We start from the raw sequence: 14,403 nt of genomic DNA, 5'->3' as shown, positions 1-14,403 counted from the left end.
CTTCCTGCCTTGGGAAGCCGAGCGCTGCAGGGATATCGAGCTCACCGACGATAACGGCATCCTCTCGGGCCGCTTCACGCCGGTGGTGCGCAAGCCGGTGGCGACGCTGCCCTCGGGGCGCAAGGTGCTGGGCCTGGCCGATGCGATCGTGCTCAACGACCCGATCACGGGGCAGGGTTCGAACAACGCGGCCAAGTGCGCCGACATCTACCTGAAGCGCATCCTCGAGAACGTCGACGCGCCCTTCGACGCCGAATGGATGCAGCAGACCTTCGACCGCTACTGGGAAGGCTACGCCCGCTGGGCCGCGGACTGGACCAACAGCCTGCTCGCCCCGCCCCGGCCCCACCTGCAGAAGCTGCTGCAGAGCGCCACCCACATGCCCGCGGTGGCGAGCACCATCGTGAACGGCTTCGACGACCCGCGCGCGTTCGCGCCCTGGTGGTTCGACGCCGCGCAGGCCGACCGCTTCCTGGAGGACCGGGCGCGCGAGGCGGCCGTCGACCGCTTCGACCGGCGCGACTTCCGCAGGGCGCTCGGGCAGTTCAGCACCGGCGTCACCGTCATCACGACGCGGGCCATCGACGGCCGCCGCGTGGGCATGACCGCCAACTCGTTCTCCTCGGTGTCGCTCGATCCGCCGCTGGTGCTGTGGAGCCTGGCGCGGCAGGCGCCGAGCGTGGCCGACTTCACCGGCGCCAGCCACTTCGCGATCAACGTGCTGGCGGCGAACCAGCATCACCTGTCGCGGCAGTTCTCCACGCCGCAGCCGGACAAGTTCGGTGGGGTCGACTGCTGCGAGGGCACGGCCGGCGTGCCGCTGCTCAACGGCGTCATCGCCCGCTTCGTGTGCCGCAACGTGAGGCAGTACGACGGCGGCGACCACCTCATCTTCATCGGCGAGGTCGAGCGCTACGAGCGCTTCGACGGCGAGCCGCTGGTCTTTCACTCGGGCTACTACCAGGTGACTACGCGGCACCCGGAGTGCGTGCAATGAGCGCGCAGCCTGAACCACTCACCCAATGAACGGAGCAATTCACATGCAGCAAAAAGCCACCGACACCACGCGGCAGGTCCGCATCCAGGCCACCGATGGAAGCGGCAGCTTCAGCGGCTATCTCGCCGTGCCGCGCTCGGGCACCGGCCCGGGGTTGGTGCTGGCGCAGGAGATCTTTGGCGTGAACGCCACGATGCGCGAGGTGGCCGACTACTACGCCGAAGAGGGTTACGTGGTGCTCGTGCCCGACCTGTTCTGGCGGCAGGAGCCCGGCGTGCAGCTCGGCTACTCGCCGGAAGACTGGCAGCGCGCCTTCGCCCTCTACCAGGGCTTCGACGAAGCCAAGGGCATGGAGGACATGCAGGCCTCGATCACCGCCTTGCGCCAGCGGCCCGAAGTGCAGGACGCCAAGGTCGGCGTGCTCGGCTTCTGCCTGGGTGGCAAGCTCGCCTACCTCAGCGCCTGCCGCACCGACGCGGACGTCGCCGTCGGCTACTACGGCGTGGGCATTGACGCCGCGCTCGACGAGGCCGACAACATCCAGCGCCCCCTCACGCTGCACATCGCCGAGCTCGACAAGTTCTGCCCGCCCGAGGCGCGCGAGCGCATCGTCTCCGCGCTCAAGGGCCGACCCGGCGTCTCTCTGCATGTGTATCCGGGCATGGACCACGCCTTCGCCCGCCTAGGCGGCGAGCATTTCCACAAACCCTCGGCCCTCATGGCCCACGAGCGCAGCATTGCCGCGCTGAAAGGCACCATCGGCCCGCACTACGACCTGCCCGCGCTGTGGGACAAGCACTGCGAGTACGAGTTCGGCACCCGCAACGTCGACGACACCATGTCCACCATGGTGGCCGAGCCCTACGTCAACCACATCCCGACCATGACCGGCGGCGTGGGCTACAAGAACCTGCACGCGTTCTATACGAACCACTTCGTCAACAGCAACCCGCCCGACACCTCGCTGGTGCCGATCTCGCGCACCGTGGGCGCCACGCAGGTGGTCGACGAGATGCTGTTCTGCTTCACTCACACCACCGAGATCCCGTGGATGTTGCCGGGCGTGGCGCCCACCGGAAAGCGCGTGGAGATCCCGCTGCTGGCGGTCATCAAGTTCCGCGGCGACAAGCTCTACCACGAGCACATCTACTGGGACCAGGCCAGCGTGCTGGTGCAGGTGGGGCTGCTCGATGCGAAGCTGCTGCCGGTGGCGGGCATCGAGACCGCGCGCAAGCTGCTGGACGAGACTCTGCCTTCGAATACGCTGATGAAGCAGTAGGGCAGAGGCTGAAGCCCTGAGGGCTCAGCCCGAAGCCTTCACCGCGTCGACCAGGAAGCGCACGAAGGCCCTTGCCGCATCGGGCAGCGACCGGCCCGCCATGGTTTCGATGGCGAGGTGCCGCTCGTGCATCTCGCGGTCCTTCAGGGGAATGGCGACCAGCGCCTTGCTCTGCAGCAGCGTGCGGATCGACAGCGGGCCGTAGAAGGCGATACTGCCGCCGCCAGCCGCCGCGAAGCTCAGCAGCGAATTCGCGTGGTTGCTGGACATGGCCAACTCGTAGCGCAGCTCCTGCCGCGAGCAGCTGGCGTCGAGCAGCCGGCGGATGGAGCTGTCTTCCTGCGGCAGCCCCAGCGGATACGCCACCACCTGTCGAAGCGACAGCTGCCGCTGCTGCGCGAGCGGATGGTCCATGGCCATCACGGCGAGGATGGGGCTCGGGTGCCGCAGCTCGACCTCGACGCCCGGTTCGGGCCAGGCGGCCAGGGTGATGCCGACGTCGGCTTCGCCATCGCGCACCAGCCGAGAGATGTCGGCGGGCGCGCAGACCTCCAGGTGAAAGCGGATGCCCGCGTGCTTGAGGCGGAACTGCGCGATCAGCCTGGGAATGAAGTCGAAGGCGAAGCCCTCGGTGCTCGCCACGCGCACGTGCCCGGTGCGCAGTCCGCGCAGGCCGGCGATGTCGTTGGCGACGCGCTCGATGTCCTGCTGCGCGCGCTTGGCGTGCGCGGCCAGCAGCTCACCGGCGGCGTTGGGCACCATGCCGCGCGCATGGCGCTCGAAGAGCAGCGTGTCGAGTTCGCGTTCCAGCCGCGCCACCTGCCGGCTCACGGCCGATGGCGCCACGTTGAGCTTGAGCGCGGCTTCCTTCACCGAACCGGTCTTCACGACCTCGAGGAAGTAGCGGACCGCGGGTTCCTGCAGGGCACGAGGCGACGGCATGAATGGCTCCTGCGCGTGGGTGGAATGGATGCTGTCGATTGCCGATTTGGCAACGCAGAATTCTAAACATTGCGCTTGTGACACCGGCATGACGATCCTAGGATGAACTCGTTCGCACCTCGAACCCCCGTCATCCAGTCGAAATTCCAGGAGTTCCGATGAACCGTCTCCCGCTCGTGGCGCGCATGGCATTGCTTTGCTGCAGCCTTGGATTTGGCGCCGTGCCGCTGACTTCTCTTGCCGCCGAGACGGGCTTTCCCGCCCGGCCGGTCACGCTGGTGATTCCCTTCCCGCCCGGCGGCGCCACCGACGTCAACGGCCGCGTGATCGCGCAGCGGCTGGGCAAGGAGCTCGGGCAGCCGGTGGTGATCGAGAACCGCGGCGGCGCCGGCACGGTGGTCGGCGCGAGCTACGTGGCGAAGTCCGCGCCCGATGGCTACACGCTGCTGCTGAGCTCGGGCTCCACCTTCACCGTCAATCCGGCGATCCGCAGCAACCTGCCCTACGACCCGGTGAAGAGCTTCGAGCCGATCGGCATCGCCGGACGCGTCGCGCTGATCCTGCTGGCGAACAGCGAAGTGCCGGTGCAGACGGTCAAGCAGTTCGTCGAGTACGTGAAGGCCTCGCCCGGCAGATATTCGTACGGCTCCTTCGGCACCGGCACCACCGCGCAGTTCGCGGGCGAAACCATGCTGCACGCCACCGGCCTGAAGATGACGCATGTGCCCTACAAGGGCAGCGCACCGGCCATGACCGACCTGATGGGCGGCCAGATCCCGTTCAGCATCGACACGGTGAGCGCGGCCGTCCCGCAGCTCAAGAGCGGCAAGATCAAGGCCATCGCGCTGACCACCGCGCGCCGCTCGGCGCTGCTGCCCGACGTGCCCACCTTCGCCGAGAGCGGCTATGCCGAGGTCGACATGGATTCGTGGCTCATGCTCGCAGCGCCGAAGGGCGTGCCCGCCGACGTGAAGGCCAGGCTGGAGAAGGCACTGGCCGCGACGATCGCCGACCCTGAGACGAAGACCAAGCTGCTGGCTGCGGGCCTGGAGCCGAGCTACAGCAACGCCGCCGCGAGCGTCGAGCTGATCAACCGCGAACTGCCGATCATGCGTGCCGTCGCTGCGCGCGCCAACATCACCGCCGACTGATGAGCTTCACCAAAACCACGCACGACACCACCACGGAGCTCGTCGAGAAATCCGCCGTCGAGCTGCGCCGCCTCATCGGCAGCAAGGAAGTCTCGCCCGTCGAACTGCTGGAGGCATGCATCGCGCGCATCGAGCGCGTGAACCCCTTCGTCAATGCGGTGACCGCCACCTGCTTCGAGCGCGCGCGTGCCGAGGCTCGCGAGGCGGAGAACGCCGTGATGCGCGGCGACACGCTCGGCCTGCTGCACGGCCTGCCGATGGGCGTGAAGGACCTGGAGCCCACAGAGGGCCTGCTCACGACCTGGGGCTCGCCGATCTATCGCGACCATGTGCCCACGGAAGACATCGAACTCGTGGCCCGCCTGCGCCGCGCGGGCGCCATCGTGGCGGGCAAGACCAACGTGCCCGAGATGGGAGCGGGCGCCAATTCGCGCAACGACGTGTGGGGCGCCACCGGCAACCCCTTCAATCCGAACCTGAACGCAGGTGGCTCTTCCGGCGGCTCCGCGGCCGCGCTGGCCTGCGACATGCTGCCGGTGTGCACCGGCTCCGACACCGGCGGCTCGCTGCGCATTCCCGCGGCCAAGTGCGGCGTGGTGGGCTTCAGGCCTTCGCCCGGCGTGGTGCCGAGCGTGCGCAAGCCGCTGGGCTGGACGCCCATCTCGGTCGTCGGCCCCATGGGCCGCACCGTGGAGGAAGCCTGCCTGCAACTGGCGGCATCCGCGGGCATGACTGCGGGCGATCCGCTGAGCTATCCGCTCGATCCGCTGTCCTTCCTCGTGCCGCAGCGCGTCGACCTCGGCAGGCTGCGCGTGGCGTGGACCGAAGACTTCGGCACCTGCGCAGTGGACAACGACATCCGCGCCACCTTCCGCCGGAAGATCGAAGCCATGCGGCACCTGTTCGCCCGCTGCGACGAGGTCGGCTTCGACATGGGCGAGGCTCATCGCTGCTTCGACGTGCTGCGCGCCGAGGCCTTCGTGGCAGGGATGCAGGCGGCCTACGAGCGTGACCCCGAAAGCCTGGGCCCCAACCCGCGCGCCAACTACGAGATGGGCGCGAAGATGAGCCTGCTCGACAGCGCCTGGGCGCAGGCCGAGCAGACGCGGCTTCTCAAGCGCTTCCAGGCGACCTTCGCCGACTACGACCTGGTGCTGTCGCCGACCACGCCGGTCTCGCCGTTCCCTTGGACGCAGCTGTACGCCGCGACCATCAACGGCGAGCCGCAGGCCAACTACTACCGCTGGCTCGCGCTGACCTACGTGGTCACGCTGACCACGCACCCGGCCATCTCGCTGCCCTGCGGCGTCGACCACGCGGGCATGCCCTTCGGGCTGCAGATCGTCGGCGGCTTCAGGGCCGACCACCAGCTGCTGGGCGCGGCGCATGCGATGGAGGCGGCGTTCGCACCCGACCCGCGCCTGTGCCGGCCGATTCCCGACCTGAGCGCGTTGCGCGCGGCAGAACCGGCGCTGAAGTCGATCGTGAAGACGCCGCCCGTCTTCGGCGACAGTCGCCTCGCCGCGTCCGAAGCCGTGTCGGCCGTCTGAGGTGGCGCCTTACGCGTCCGCCACCGCGTAGGGCGTGAACCTGCTTTCGTTCTCGTTCACGTCCAGCGCCCGCCCGATGAACGGGAACGCCCGCTGGGGGCAGGCCGTTCGCTCGCACACCTTGCAGCCCATGCCGATGGGCGTGGGCACCTCCTGGTCGGCCAGGTCGAGGCCCTTGGAATAGATCAGGCGCGGCGCGTGGCGGATGTCGCAGCCCAGGCCGATCGCGAAGGTCTTGCTGGGCGAGTCGAAGCCGCGCTGCCCGTGCGACACCGTGCGCGCCACCCACAGGTAGGTGCGCCCGTCGGGCATGCGCGCGAGCTGCCTCAGCACGCGACCGGGCTGCGCGAAGGCCTCGTACACGTTCCACAGCGGGCAGGTGCCGCCGGTCTTCGAGAAGTGGAAGTGCGTGGCCGACTGCCGCTTCGAGATGTTGCCCGCGCGGTCCACCCGGATGAAGAAGAAGGGCACGCCGGGCGCGCCGGGCCGCTGCATCGAGCTCAGGCGATGGCAGACCGTCTCGAAGCCCACGCCGAAGCGGCGCCCCAGCAGGTCGATGTCGTAGCGCAGGCTTTCCGCGGCTTTCAGGAAGAGCTCGTACGGCAGCAGCACCGCGCTGGCGAAATAGTTCGCCAGCCCTATGCGGGCCAGCGCATGCGTCGGGGCGTCGTCGAAGCCGGCGCCTTCCAGCAATGACTCGATCAGCCGCGTCTGCTCCAGCAGCGCCAGCTGGGTCGCGAGCTGGAACGACTGCTGGCCCGGCTCCAGGCCGCCCGACAGGCGCAGCACGCGGCTGGCGGGGTCGTAGCGGCGCTGGCTGTCGATGGCGTCGTCATCGGTGGGCACCACGCGCACGCCGTGCTGCTCCAGCAGCCGCTGCTGCAGCCATTCGGACAGCGGCCCGCCGTGGCCGCGCGCTTCTTCCGCGAGTCTTTCCGCCCGCAGGTCCAGCTCCTCGAAGTGGTTCTGGTGGGCGAAGAAGAAGTCGCGCACGGCCTCGAAGGGCATGGGGCGTGCGCTCGTGAGCTCGCCGCGTCCGTCGCCGAGTCCGGCGGCCATGATCTCGAGCCGCTCCATGGCTTCCTGGTGGCGGTGGTGCAGTGCGAGCAATGCGCGCGCCACCGCCGGCATCTGCGAGGCGACTTCGCGCAGCTCGGGCAGCGCGACGGCTTCTCCGCCGGGGTTGTCGGCCAGCGCGTCGCGCATGCTCGACACGAGGCGGGCTTCCTCGTCCTCGGAGAACTGCTGCACGTCGACGCCCAGCGTGCGGCTGATCTTGAGCAGCACGGCCACTGTCAGCGGCCGCTGGTTCTGTTCGATCTGGTTGAGGTAGCTGGGCGAGAGCCCGAGCGCCTGGGCCAGCGCCACCTGCGTCATGCCGCGCTCCGCGCGCAGCTTGCGCAGGCGCACGCCCATGAATGTCTTGCTCATCGTGCGGCTCCTGGCGTATTTGCAATATTCGCAAATATCGCGTTTTCCATTCGCAATGATTGGCTGTTTCAGTCCTTCATTATGGCCACGCATTTGCGTAAATTGCGAATCCATGACAAACCAGAACGAGGCGGTCGAGCTCACGGAAATCGTGTTTCCCGAGCACGCCAACCACTACGGCACGCTCTTCGGCGGCAACGCGCTGATGCTGATGTCCAAGGCGGCCTTCCTGTGCGCGCGGGCGTTCGCGAAGTCCGACGTGGTAATGGCCCGTTGCGGCGACGCGCAGTTCCTCGCGCCAGTGCCGGTGGGCAATGTGCTGCATCTGCGCGGCTGGATCAGCCGCGTCGGCCGCAGCTCGCTGACGGTCTGCGTGAGCGGCACCGCGCAGCAGCTCGGGCGCGAGCCGCGGGCGGTGCTGCGGTCCTGGTTCGAGATGGTCGCCGTCGATGGCAACGGCCGGCCCGCGCGCATTCCCGGCGCCTACCTGCATCGAGAGAAGGAAGAAGCATGAACGACATCGCAACCCCCACGGCTCCCGGCTTCAAGCCCAAGAAATCCGTGGCCCTGTCCGGCGTGACGGCCGGCAACACCGCGCTGTGCACCGTCGGCCGTACCGGCAACGACCTGCACTACCGCGGCTACGACATCCTCGACATCGCCGAGGTCTGCGAGTTCGAGGAAATCGCGCACCTGCTGGTGCACGGCAAGCTGCCAACCGCGGCCGAGCTGCGCGCCTACAAGGCCAAGCTGAAGTCGATGCGCGGCCTGCCCGCGAGCCTGAAGGAGGCGCTGGAGCAACTGCCCGCCGGCGCGCATCCGATGGACGTGATGCGCACGGGCGTCTCGTCGCTGGGCTGCATGCTGCCCGAGAAGGAAGACCACAACCTGCCGGGCGCGCGCGACATCGCCGACCGGCTGATGGCTTCGCTCGGCTCGATGCTGCTGTACTGGTACCACTGGTCGACGCAGGGCAGGCGCATCGATGTCGAGACCGACGACGACTCCATCGGCGCGCACTTCCTGCACCTGCTGCACGGGCGCAAGCCTCCAGCGAGCTGGGAGCGCGCGATGCACACCTCGCTCAACCTCTACGCCGAGCACGAGTTCAATGCCTCGACCTTCACCGCGCGCGTGGTGGCGGGCACCGGCTCCGACATGTACTCGGCCATCACCGGCGCCATCGGCGCGCTGCGCGGGCCCAAGCACGGCGGCGCCAACGAGGTGGCCTTCGAAGTCCAGAAGCGCTACGACTCGCCCGACGAGGCCGAAGCCGACATCCGCCGCCGGGTCGAGGCGAAGGAAGTCGTGATCGGCTTCGGCCACCCGGTCTACACCGTGAGCGACCCGCGCAACGTGGTCATCAAGGGCGTGGCGAAGTCGCTGTCGCAGGAGGCCGGCTCGACCAAGATGTTCGACATCGCCGAGCGGCTGGAGGGCGTGATGTGGGAGGCCAAGAAGATGTTTCCCAACCTCGACTGGTTCAGCGCCGTGAGCTATCACATGATGGGCGTGCCCACGGCGATGTTCACGCCGCTCTTCGTCATCGCGCGCACCTCGGGCTGGGCGGCGCACATCATCGAGCAGCGCGTCGACAACAAGATCATCCGGCCCAGCGCCAACTACACGGGCCCGGAAGACCTGAAGTTCGCGCCGATCCAGGATCGGAAGTAAAAAGCGAAGAAGAGACGAGACAAGCCAAGACGAAGAAGAGGCCCGAGCGCCGCCCCATGAACACCCAATACCGCAAGAAGCTCCCCGGCACCTCCCTGGACTATTTCGACGCACGCGAGGCCGTCGAGGCCATCCGCCCGGGCGCCTGGGCCACGCTGCCCTACACCTCGCGCGTGCACGCCGAGAACCTTGTGCGCCGCTGCGAGCCGGCCATCCTCCGGCAGAGCCTGACGCAGATCGTCGAGGGAGAGAGGGAGCACGACTTTCCGTGGTTTCCGGCGCGCGTGGTGTGCCACGACATCCTTGGCCAGACCGCGCTGGTCGACCTGGCGGGCCTGCGCGACGCCATCGCGGAGCAGGGCGGCGACCCGGCGCAGGTGAACCCGGTGGTGCCGGTGCAGTTGATCGTCGACCATTCGCTGGCTGTGGAGTGCGGCGGCTTCGACCCCGATGCCTTCGAGAAGAACCGCGCCATAGAAGACCGGCGCAACGAAGACCGCTTCCACTTCATCGACTGGACGAAGCGGGCCTTCAGGAACGTGGAGGTGATCCCGCCGGGCAACGGGATCATGCATCAGATCAACCTGGAGCGGATGTCGCCCGTGGTGCACGCGCAGGACGGCGTGGCCTACCCCGACACGCTGGTGGGCACCGACAGCCACACGCCGCACGTCGATGCGCTGGGCGTGGTCGCCATCGGCGTGGGAGGACTGGAAGCCGAGAACGTGATGCTGGGCCGGGCCTCGTGGATGCGCCTGCCCGTCATCGTCGGCGTGAAGCTCTCGGGCCGGCCGCAGCCGGGCATCACCGCCACCGACGTGGTGCTGGCGCTGACCGAGTTCCTGCGCAAGTCGAAGGTGGTGGGCGCGTACCTCGAGTTCCACGGCGAGGGCGCGGCCAGCCTCACGCTCGGCGACCGCGCGACCGTCTCGAACATGGCGCCCGAGTACGGCGCCACGGCCGCGATGTTCGCCATCGACCGGCAGACCATCGACTACCTGCGCCTCACCGGCCGCAGCGACGAGCAGGTGCGGCTGGTCGAAACCTATGCGAGGCACACCGGCCTGTGGGCTGACGCGCTGAAGGACGCGGTGTACGAGCGCGTGCTGCACTTCGACCTGTCGACCGTCGTGCGCAACATGGCGGGCCCGTCGAATCCGCATGCGCGCGTGGCCACCACCGAGCTCGCGGCGCGCGGCATCGCGGCGCCGTGGCGCGACGAGCCGGGCCGCATGCCCGATGGCGCCGTGATCATCGCGGCCATCACCAGCTGCACCAACACCAGCAATCCGCGCAACGTGATCGCGGCCGGCCTGCTGGCGCGCAACGCCAACCGCCTTGGCCTCGTGCGAAAGCCGTGGGTCAAGTCGTCGCTGGCACCGGGCTCGAAGGCGGTGACGCTGTACCTGCAGGAGGCCGGCCTGATGGGCGAGCTCGAGAAGCTCGGCTTCGGCGTGGTGGCCTACGCCTGCACCTCGTGCAACGGCATGTCGGGCGCGCTGGACCCGGCAATCCAGCAGGAGATCGTCGATCGCGACCTGTACGCGACGGCGGTGCTCTCGGGCAACCGCAATTTCGACGGCCGCATCCATCCGTACGCGAAGCAGGCCTTTCTTGCCTCGCCCCCGCTGGTGGTGGCCTATGCCATTGCCGGCACCGTGCGCTTCGACATCGAGCGCGACGTGCTGGCGGTGGTCGACGGCAGGGAGGTGCGCCTGAAGGACATCTGGCCCGCCGACGAGGAGATCGACGCCATCGTGAAGTCGAGCGTGAAGCCCGAACACTTCCGGCGGGTGTACGAGCCGATGTTCGCCATCCAGCCGGACACCGGAGAGAAGGTGGCGCCGCTGTACGAGTGGCGCCCCGCATCCACCTACATCCGCCGCCCGCCATACTGGGAAGGCGCCCTGGCCGGCGAACGCACGCTCAGGGGCATGCGGCCGCTGGCGATCCTGCCCGACAACATCACCACCGACCACCTCTCGCCCTCCAACGCGATCCTGATGGACAGCGCGGCCGGCGAGTACCTCCACAGGATGGGCCTGCCCGAGGAGGACTTCAATTCCTACGCCACCCATCGCGGCGACCACCTCACCGCGCAGCGCGCCACCTTCGCCAACCCCACGCTCAAGAACGAGATGGTGCGCAAGGGAGACGGCAGCGTGCGAGCCGGCTCGCTGGCGCGCGTGGAGCCCGAAGGGCAGGTCATGCGCATGTGGGAGGCCATCGAGGCCTACATGCTGCGCAGGCAGCCGCTGATCATCGTGGCGGGCGCCGACTACGGCCAGGGTTCCTCGCGCGACTGGGCCGCCAAGGGCGTGCGGCTGGCCGGCGTGGAGGCCATCGCGGCAGAGGGCTTCGAGCGCATCCACCGCACCAACCTGATCGGCATGGGCGTGCTGCCTTTGGAGTTCAAGCCTGGTACCAGCCGCCTGACGCTGGGCCTGGACGGCACCGAAACCTACGACGTGAGCGGCGCGCGCGAGCCGCGTGCCGACCTGACGCTGGTCATTCACCGCCGCAACGGCGAGCGTCTCGAAGTGCCCATGACCTGCCGCCTCGACACCGCCGAGGAAGTCTCGATCTACGAAGCCGGCGGCGTGCTGCAGCGCTTCGCACAGGACTTCCTCGCCTCGAACGCGGCGGCGCCAGCCATCGCCTGAGCGGAGAATCGCGACACCATGGCTTCTTCCTTCGCACCGCAGATCAGGATCCCCGCCACCTACATGCGCGGCGGCACCAGCAAGGGCGTGTTCTTTCGCCTGCAGGACCTGCCCGAAGCCGCGCGGGTGCCCGGCAGGGCGCGCGACGCGCTGCTGCTGCGCGTCATCGGCAGCCCCGACCCCTACGGCAAGCAGATCGACGGCATGGGCGCCGCCACCTCGAGCACCAGCAAGACCGTCATTCTTTCGAAGAGCGACCGGCCCGGCCACGACGTGGACTACCTCTTCGGCCAGGTGTCGATCGAACAGCCCTTCGTCGACTGGAGCGGCAACTGCGGCAACCTCTCGGCGGCAGTCGGCCCCTTCGCCATAACCAACGGCCTCGTCGACGCGGGCCGCGTGCCGCGCGACGGCGTGGCGGTGGTGCGCATATGGCAGGCCAACATCGGCAAGACCATCGTCGCGCACGTGCCCATGGCGGGCGGCGCGGTGCAGGAGACCGGCGGCTTCGAGCTCGACGGCGTGACCTTCCCGGCCGCCGAGGTGCAACTCGAATTCATGGATCCGGCGGCGGAAGAAGAAGGTGCGGGCGGGGCGATGTTCCCGACGGGCCGGCTGGTCGACGAACTCGAAGTGCCCGGCGTCGGCACGCTGCGCGCGACGATGATCAACGCGGGCATCCCGACCGTCTTCGTGGAGGCGCAGGCCGTCGGCTACACCGGCACCGAGCTGCAGGACGCGATCAACGGCGACGCCAGGGCGCTCTCGATGTTCGAGGCGATCCGCGCGCACGGCGCGCTGAAGATGGGCCTCATCGGGGACATCGCCGAGGCGGCCACACGCCAGCACACGCCCAAGGTCGCTTTCGTCGCGCCGCCGAAGGACTACACGGCCTCCAGCGGCAAGGCCGTGCGCGGGGCGGACATCGACCTGCTCGTGCGCGCGCTGTCGATGGGCAAGCTGCACCACGCCATGATGGGCACGGCTGCTGTGGCCATCGGGACGGCGGCGGCCATTCCGGGCACGCTGGTCAATCTCGCGGCCGGCGGCGGCGAACGCGCGGCGGTGCGCTTCGGCCATCCCTCGGGCACGCTGCGCGTCGGCGCCGAGGCGCGCAAGAGCGGCGGCGAATGGGTGGTGACCAAGGCCCTGATGAGCCGCAGCGCCCGTGTGCTGATGGAAGGCTGGGTGCGCGTGCCCGGCGACAGTTTCTGATCGATTGGAAGTTCTTCGAATGTCTACCCGCAAGCAACTCAAGTCCCTCGCGCAGGCCCGCCGCGGCCTGATCGTGCCGGGCGCCTTCAACGCCTTGTCGGCCCGGGTCATCGAAGACCTGGGCTTCAAGGCGATCTACATCACCGGCGCGGGCGTCACCAACATGTGGTTCGGCATGCCCGACCAGGGCTTCATGGGGCTCGCCGAAATCGCGGACCACACCGCGCGCATCCGCGACGCGGTCTCGGTGCCGCTGCTCGTCGATGCCGACACCGGCTTCGGCAATGCCCTGAACGTGCGCCACACGGTCCGCACGCTGGAGCGCGCCGGTGCCGACTGCATCCAGTTCGAGGACCAGGTGGCGCCCAAGCGCTGCGGCCATTTCTCGGGCAAGGAAGTCATCTCCACCGAGGAGGCCGTGAGCAAGATCAAGGCCGCCGTCGACGCCCGCCAGGACCAGGACCTGCTGATCATGGCCCGCACCGACGCGGCCGCCGTCCACGGCTTCGAGGCCGCGGTCGAGCGGGCGCAGAAGTTCGCCGAGGCCGGTGCCGACATCCTTTTCGTCGAGGCCGTGACGAAGGAGGAAGAGGTCCGGGCGCTGCCGAAGCGCCTGGACAGGCCGCAGCTCATGAACATGGTGATCGGCGGCAAGACGCCGATCTTCAACGCGACCGAACTCGGCGAGCTGGGTTACGGCATCGTCCTGTATGCCAACGCGGCGCTGCAGGGGGCGGTGGCGGGCATGCAGAAGGCGCTGACGGTGCTGCGCGACGAGAAGGAAGTGCAGGAGTCCAGCGGGCTGGTCACGCCTTTTGCGGAGCGGCAGAGGCTGGTGGGGAAGCCGGAGTGGGATGCGCTGGAGAAGCGGTATACCTGATGGGCTGTGCGAGGTCCTGCATGCGAGGCCGAACCACCCAATCTCGCACCATCACTCAAATCGGATCTCAGCCACGGTAGGCGCATTCGGCTCCCTGGTTTGGGCATTCGCAATGCCACCGTCCTTTTCGTTCCTGAACCAGTAGCGGCAGCCGGTTCGAGAGATCATCGTCACGCACATCGAGCCGTCGGGGTTGAGAACCCACTTGCCCGACGCCTTGCCGGGCCCGCTTTGATTGACAAAGTCGACGCGGCCATCCGAATAGAACTGCCAGCGCGACACCATGCCGGTCGAAAGATTGCTTGAAATGATGGGCTTGCCGATCAAGGTGGTCTCGATCTCGGCTTTGCTCAGAAACACGCGGCTCTGGACGGGGGCGGACTCCTCGGAGACGGCGGGCACGGCGGCAATGCAAAGCAGGGCGCGGATGGCATAGCGTGTGAACATGACATGCCTCTCTGACGTCGCGTAGTCGGCGTGCGTTCAGCCATGCGCGTGCGTCCAAGCGTCTGGTTGGCCTGTCGGTAGTGCCCGATGGTGTTACATGGAATTAACTAAAAAGCGCTACTTCTTGCGCGCTGGATCCGGCCGGTGCACGCGAACGAGGCCTGCTTCTTCCTG

The 14,403-nt window shown here is 68.2% G+C and carries 12 protein-coding genes; 9 read left to right on the top strand and 3 right to left on the bottom strand.

Annotated elements, in window-relative coordinates; translation table 11 throughout:
• Nucleotides 1-472 precede the first annotated feature (472 nt).
• Nucleotides 473-997 (top strand): flavin reductase family protein, encoded by a 525-nt coding sequence (locus tag ABL840_RS32600; RefSeq protein WP_240652178.1) that lies wholly within the window; start codon nucleotides 473-475, stop codon nucleotides 995-997.
• 43 nt (nucleotides 998-1,040) lie between these two features.
• On the top strand, nucleotides 1,041-2,276 hold the full coding sequence (locus tag ABL840_RS32595) for a dienelactone hydrolase family protein (RefSeq protein ID WP_093307662.1): 1,236 nt from the start codon (nucleotides 1,041-1,043) through the stop codon (nucleotides 2,274-2,276).
• Between the two features lie 24 nt (nucleotides 2,277-2,300).
• Here ABL840_RS32595 and ABL840_RS32590 read toward each other — a convergent pair whose 3' ends face one another.
• Nucleotides 2,301-3,218, bottom strand: a complete 918-nt coding sequence (locus ABL840_RS32590; RefSeq protein WP_093307664.1) for a LysR family transcriptional regulator — start codon at nucleotides 3,216-3,218, stop codon at nucleotides 2,301-2,303.
• Between the two features lie 158 nt (nucleotides 3,219-3,376).
• On the opposite strand from ABL840_RS32590, the gene ABL840_RS32585 reads away from it, so the two are divergent.
• Nucleotides 3,377-4,369 carry a Bug family tripartite tricarboxylate transporter substrate binding protein gene (locus tag ABL840_RS32585; protein WP_093307665.1) on the top strand — a complete coding sequence of 331 codons (993 nt, stop codon included), beginning with the start codon at nucleotides 3,377-3,379 and terminating at the stop codon, nucleotides 4,367-4,369.
• Nucleotides 4,369-5,919 carry an amidase gene (locus ABL840_RS32580; RefSeq protein WP_093210063.1) on the top strand — a complete coding sequence of 517 codons (1,551 nt, stop codon included), beginning with the start codon at nucleotides 4,369-4,371 and terminating at the stop codon, nucleotides 5,917-5,919. The genes ABL840_RS32585 and ABL840_RS32580 overlap by 1 nt, the downstream gene beginning before the upstream one ends.
• A 9-nt stretch (nucleotides 5,920-5,928) precedes the next feature.
• On the opposite strand, the gene ABL840_RS32575 is transcribed toward ABL840_RS32580, so the two are convergent.
• Nucleotides 5,929-7,350 (bottom strand): short-chain fatty acyl-CoA regulator family protein, encoded by a 1,422-nt coding sequence (locus ABL840_RS32575; RefSeq protein WP_093307667.1) that lies wholly within the window; start codon nucleotides 7,348-7,350, stop codon nucleotides 5,929-5,931.
• A 112-nt stretch (nucleotides 7,351-7,462) separates the two neighbouring features.
• On the opposite strand from ABL840_RS32575, the gene ABL840_RS32570 reads away from it, so the two are divergent.
• From ABL840_RS32570 to ABL840_RS32550, 5 genes are read left to right on the top strand one after another with little or no spacing between them, the layout of a single operon-like run.
• On the top strand, nucleotides 7,463-7,864 hold the full coding sequence (locus ABL840_RS32570) for an acyl-CoA thioesterase (RefSeq protein WP_093307669.1): 402 nt from the start codon (nucleotides 7,463-7,465) through the stop codon (nucleotides 7,862-7,864).
• On the top strand, nucleotides 7,861-9,024 hold the full coding sequence (prpC, locus tag ABL840_RS32565) for a bifunctional 2-methylcitrate synthase/citrate synthase (RefSeq protein ID WP_093307670.1): 1,164 nt from the start codon (nucleotides 7,861-7,863) through the stop codon (nucleotides 9,022-9,024). Before ABL840_RS32570 ends, prpC begins: the two co-directional genes overlap by 4 nt.
• Before the next feature lie 56 nt (nucleotides 9,025-9,080).
• Nucleotides 9,081-11,687 (top strand): Fe/S-dependent 2-methylisocitrate dehydratase AcnD, encoded by a 2,607-nt coding sequence (gene acnD / locus ABL840_RS32560; protein WP_093307672.1) that lies wholly within the window; start codon nucleotides 9,081-9,083, stop codon nucleotides 11,685-11,687.
• An 18-nt stretch (nucleotides 11,688-11,705) separates the two neighbouring features.
• Nucleotides 11,706-12,902 (top strand): 2-methylaconitate cis-trans isomerase PrpF, encoded by a 1,197-nt coding sequence (gene prpF, locus ABL840_RS32555; RefSeq protein ID WP_093307673.1) that lies wholly within the window; start codon nucleotides 11,706-11,708, stop codon nucleotides 12,900-12,902.
• Nucleotides 12,903-12,921: 19 nt separating this feature from the next.
• Nucleotides 12,922-13,782 carry an isocitrate lyase/PEP mutase family protein gene (locus ABL840_RS32550; protein ID WP_093210072.1) on the top strand — a complete coding sequence of 287 codons (861 nt, stop codon included), beginning with the start codon at nucleotides 12,922-12,924 and terminating at the stop codon, nucleotides 13,780-13,782.
• A gap of 51 nt (nucleotides 13,783-13,833) precedes the next feature.
• On the opposite strand, the gene ABL840_RS32545 is transcribed toward ABL840_RS32550, so the two are convergent.
• Complete coding sequence (locus ABL840_RS32545) at nucleotides 13,834-14,229, bottom strand: hypothetical protein (RefSeq protein ID WP_093307675.1); 396 nt, start codon at nucleotides 14,227-14,229, stop codon at nucleotides 13,834-13,836.
• Nucleotides 14,230-14,403 lie beyond the last annotated feature (174 nt).

Origin of the sequence: Variovorax sp. NFACC27, assembly GCF_048301545.1 — a bacterium.
GTDB lineage: Bacteria > Pseudomonadota > Gammaproteobacteria > Burkholderiales > Burkholderiaceae_C > Variovorax > Variovorax gossypii.
The sequence above is the reverse complement of the archived record's forward strand: the minus strand, read 5'-3'. Positions and strand labels throughout refer to the sequence as shown.

What these genes read in the sequence shown, in the direction of transcription:
- ABL840_RS32550 (WP_093210072.1), top strand. Translation starts at nt 12,922, where the DNA reads ATGTCTACCCGCAAGCAACTCAAGTCCCTCGCGCAGGCCCGCCGCGGC.
- ABL840_RS32580 (WP_093210063.1), top strand. Translation starts at nt 4,369, where the DNA reads ATGAGCTTCACCAAAACCACGCACGACACCACCACGGAGCTCGTCGAG.
- ABL840_RS32575 (WP_093307667.1), bottom strand. Translation starts at nt 7,350, where the DNA reads ATGAGCAAGACATTCATGGGCGTGCGCCTGCGCAAGCTGCGCGCGGAG.
- ABL840_RS32585 (WP_093307665.1), top strand. Translation starts at nt 3,377, where the DNA reads ATGAACCGTCTCCCGCTCGTGGCGCGCATGGCATTGCTTTGCTGCAGC.
- prpC (WP_093307670.1), top strand. Translation starts at nt 7,861, where the DNA reads ATGAACGACATCGCAACCCCCACGGCTCCCGGCTTCAAGCCCAAGAAA.
- ABL840_RS32595 (WP_093307662.1), top strand. Translation starts at nt 1,041, where the DNA reads ATGCAGCAAAAAGCCACCGACACCACGCGGCAGGTCCGCATCCAGGCC.
- acnD (WP_093307672.1), top strand. Translation starts at nt 9,081, where the DNA reads ATGAACACCCAATACCGCAAGAAGCTCCCCGGCACCTCCCTGGACTAT.
- prpF (WP_093307673.1), top strand. Translation starts at nt 11,706, where the DNA reads ATGGCTTCTTCCTTCGCACCGCAGATCAGGATCCCCGCCACCTACATG.
- ABL840_RS32570 (WP_093307669.1), top strand. Translation starts at nt 7,463, where the DNA reads ATGACAAACCAGAACGAGGCGGTCGAGCTCACGGAAATCGTGTTTCCC.
- ABL840_RS32545 (WP_093307675.1), bottom strand. Translation starts at nt 14,229, where the DNA reads ATGTTCACACGCTATGCCATCCGCGCCCTGCTTTGCATTGCCGCCGTG.
- ABL840_RS32590 (WP_093307664.1), bottom strand. Translation starts at nt 3,218, where the DNA reads ATGCCGTCGCCTCGTGCCCTGCAGGAACCCGCGGTCCGCTACTTCCTC.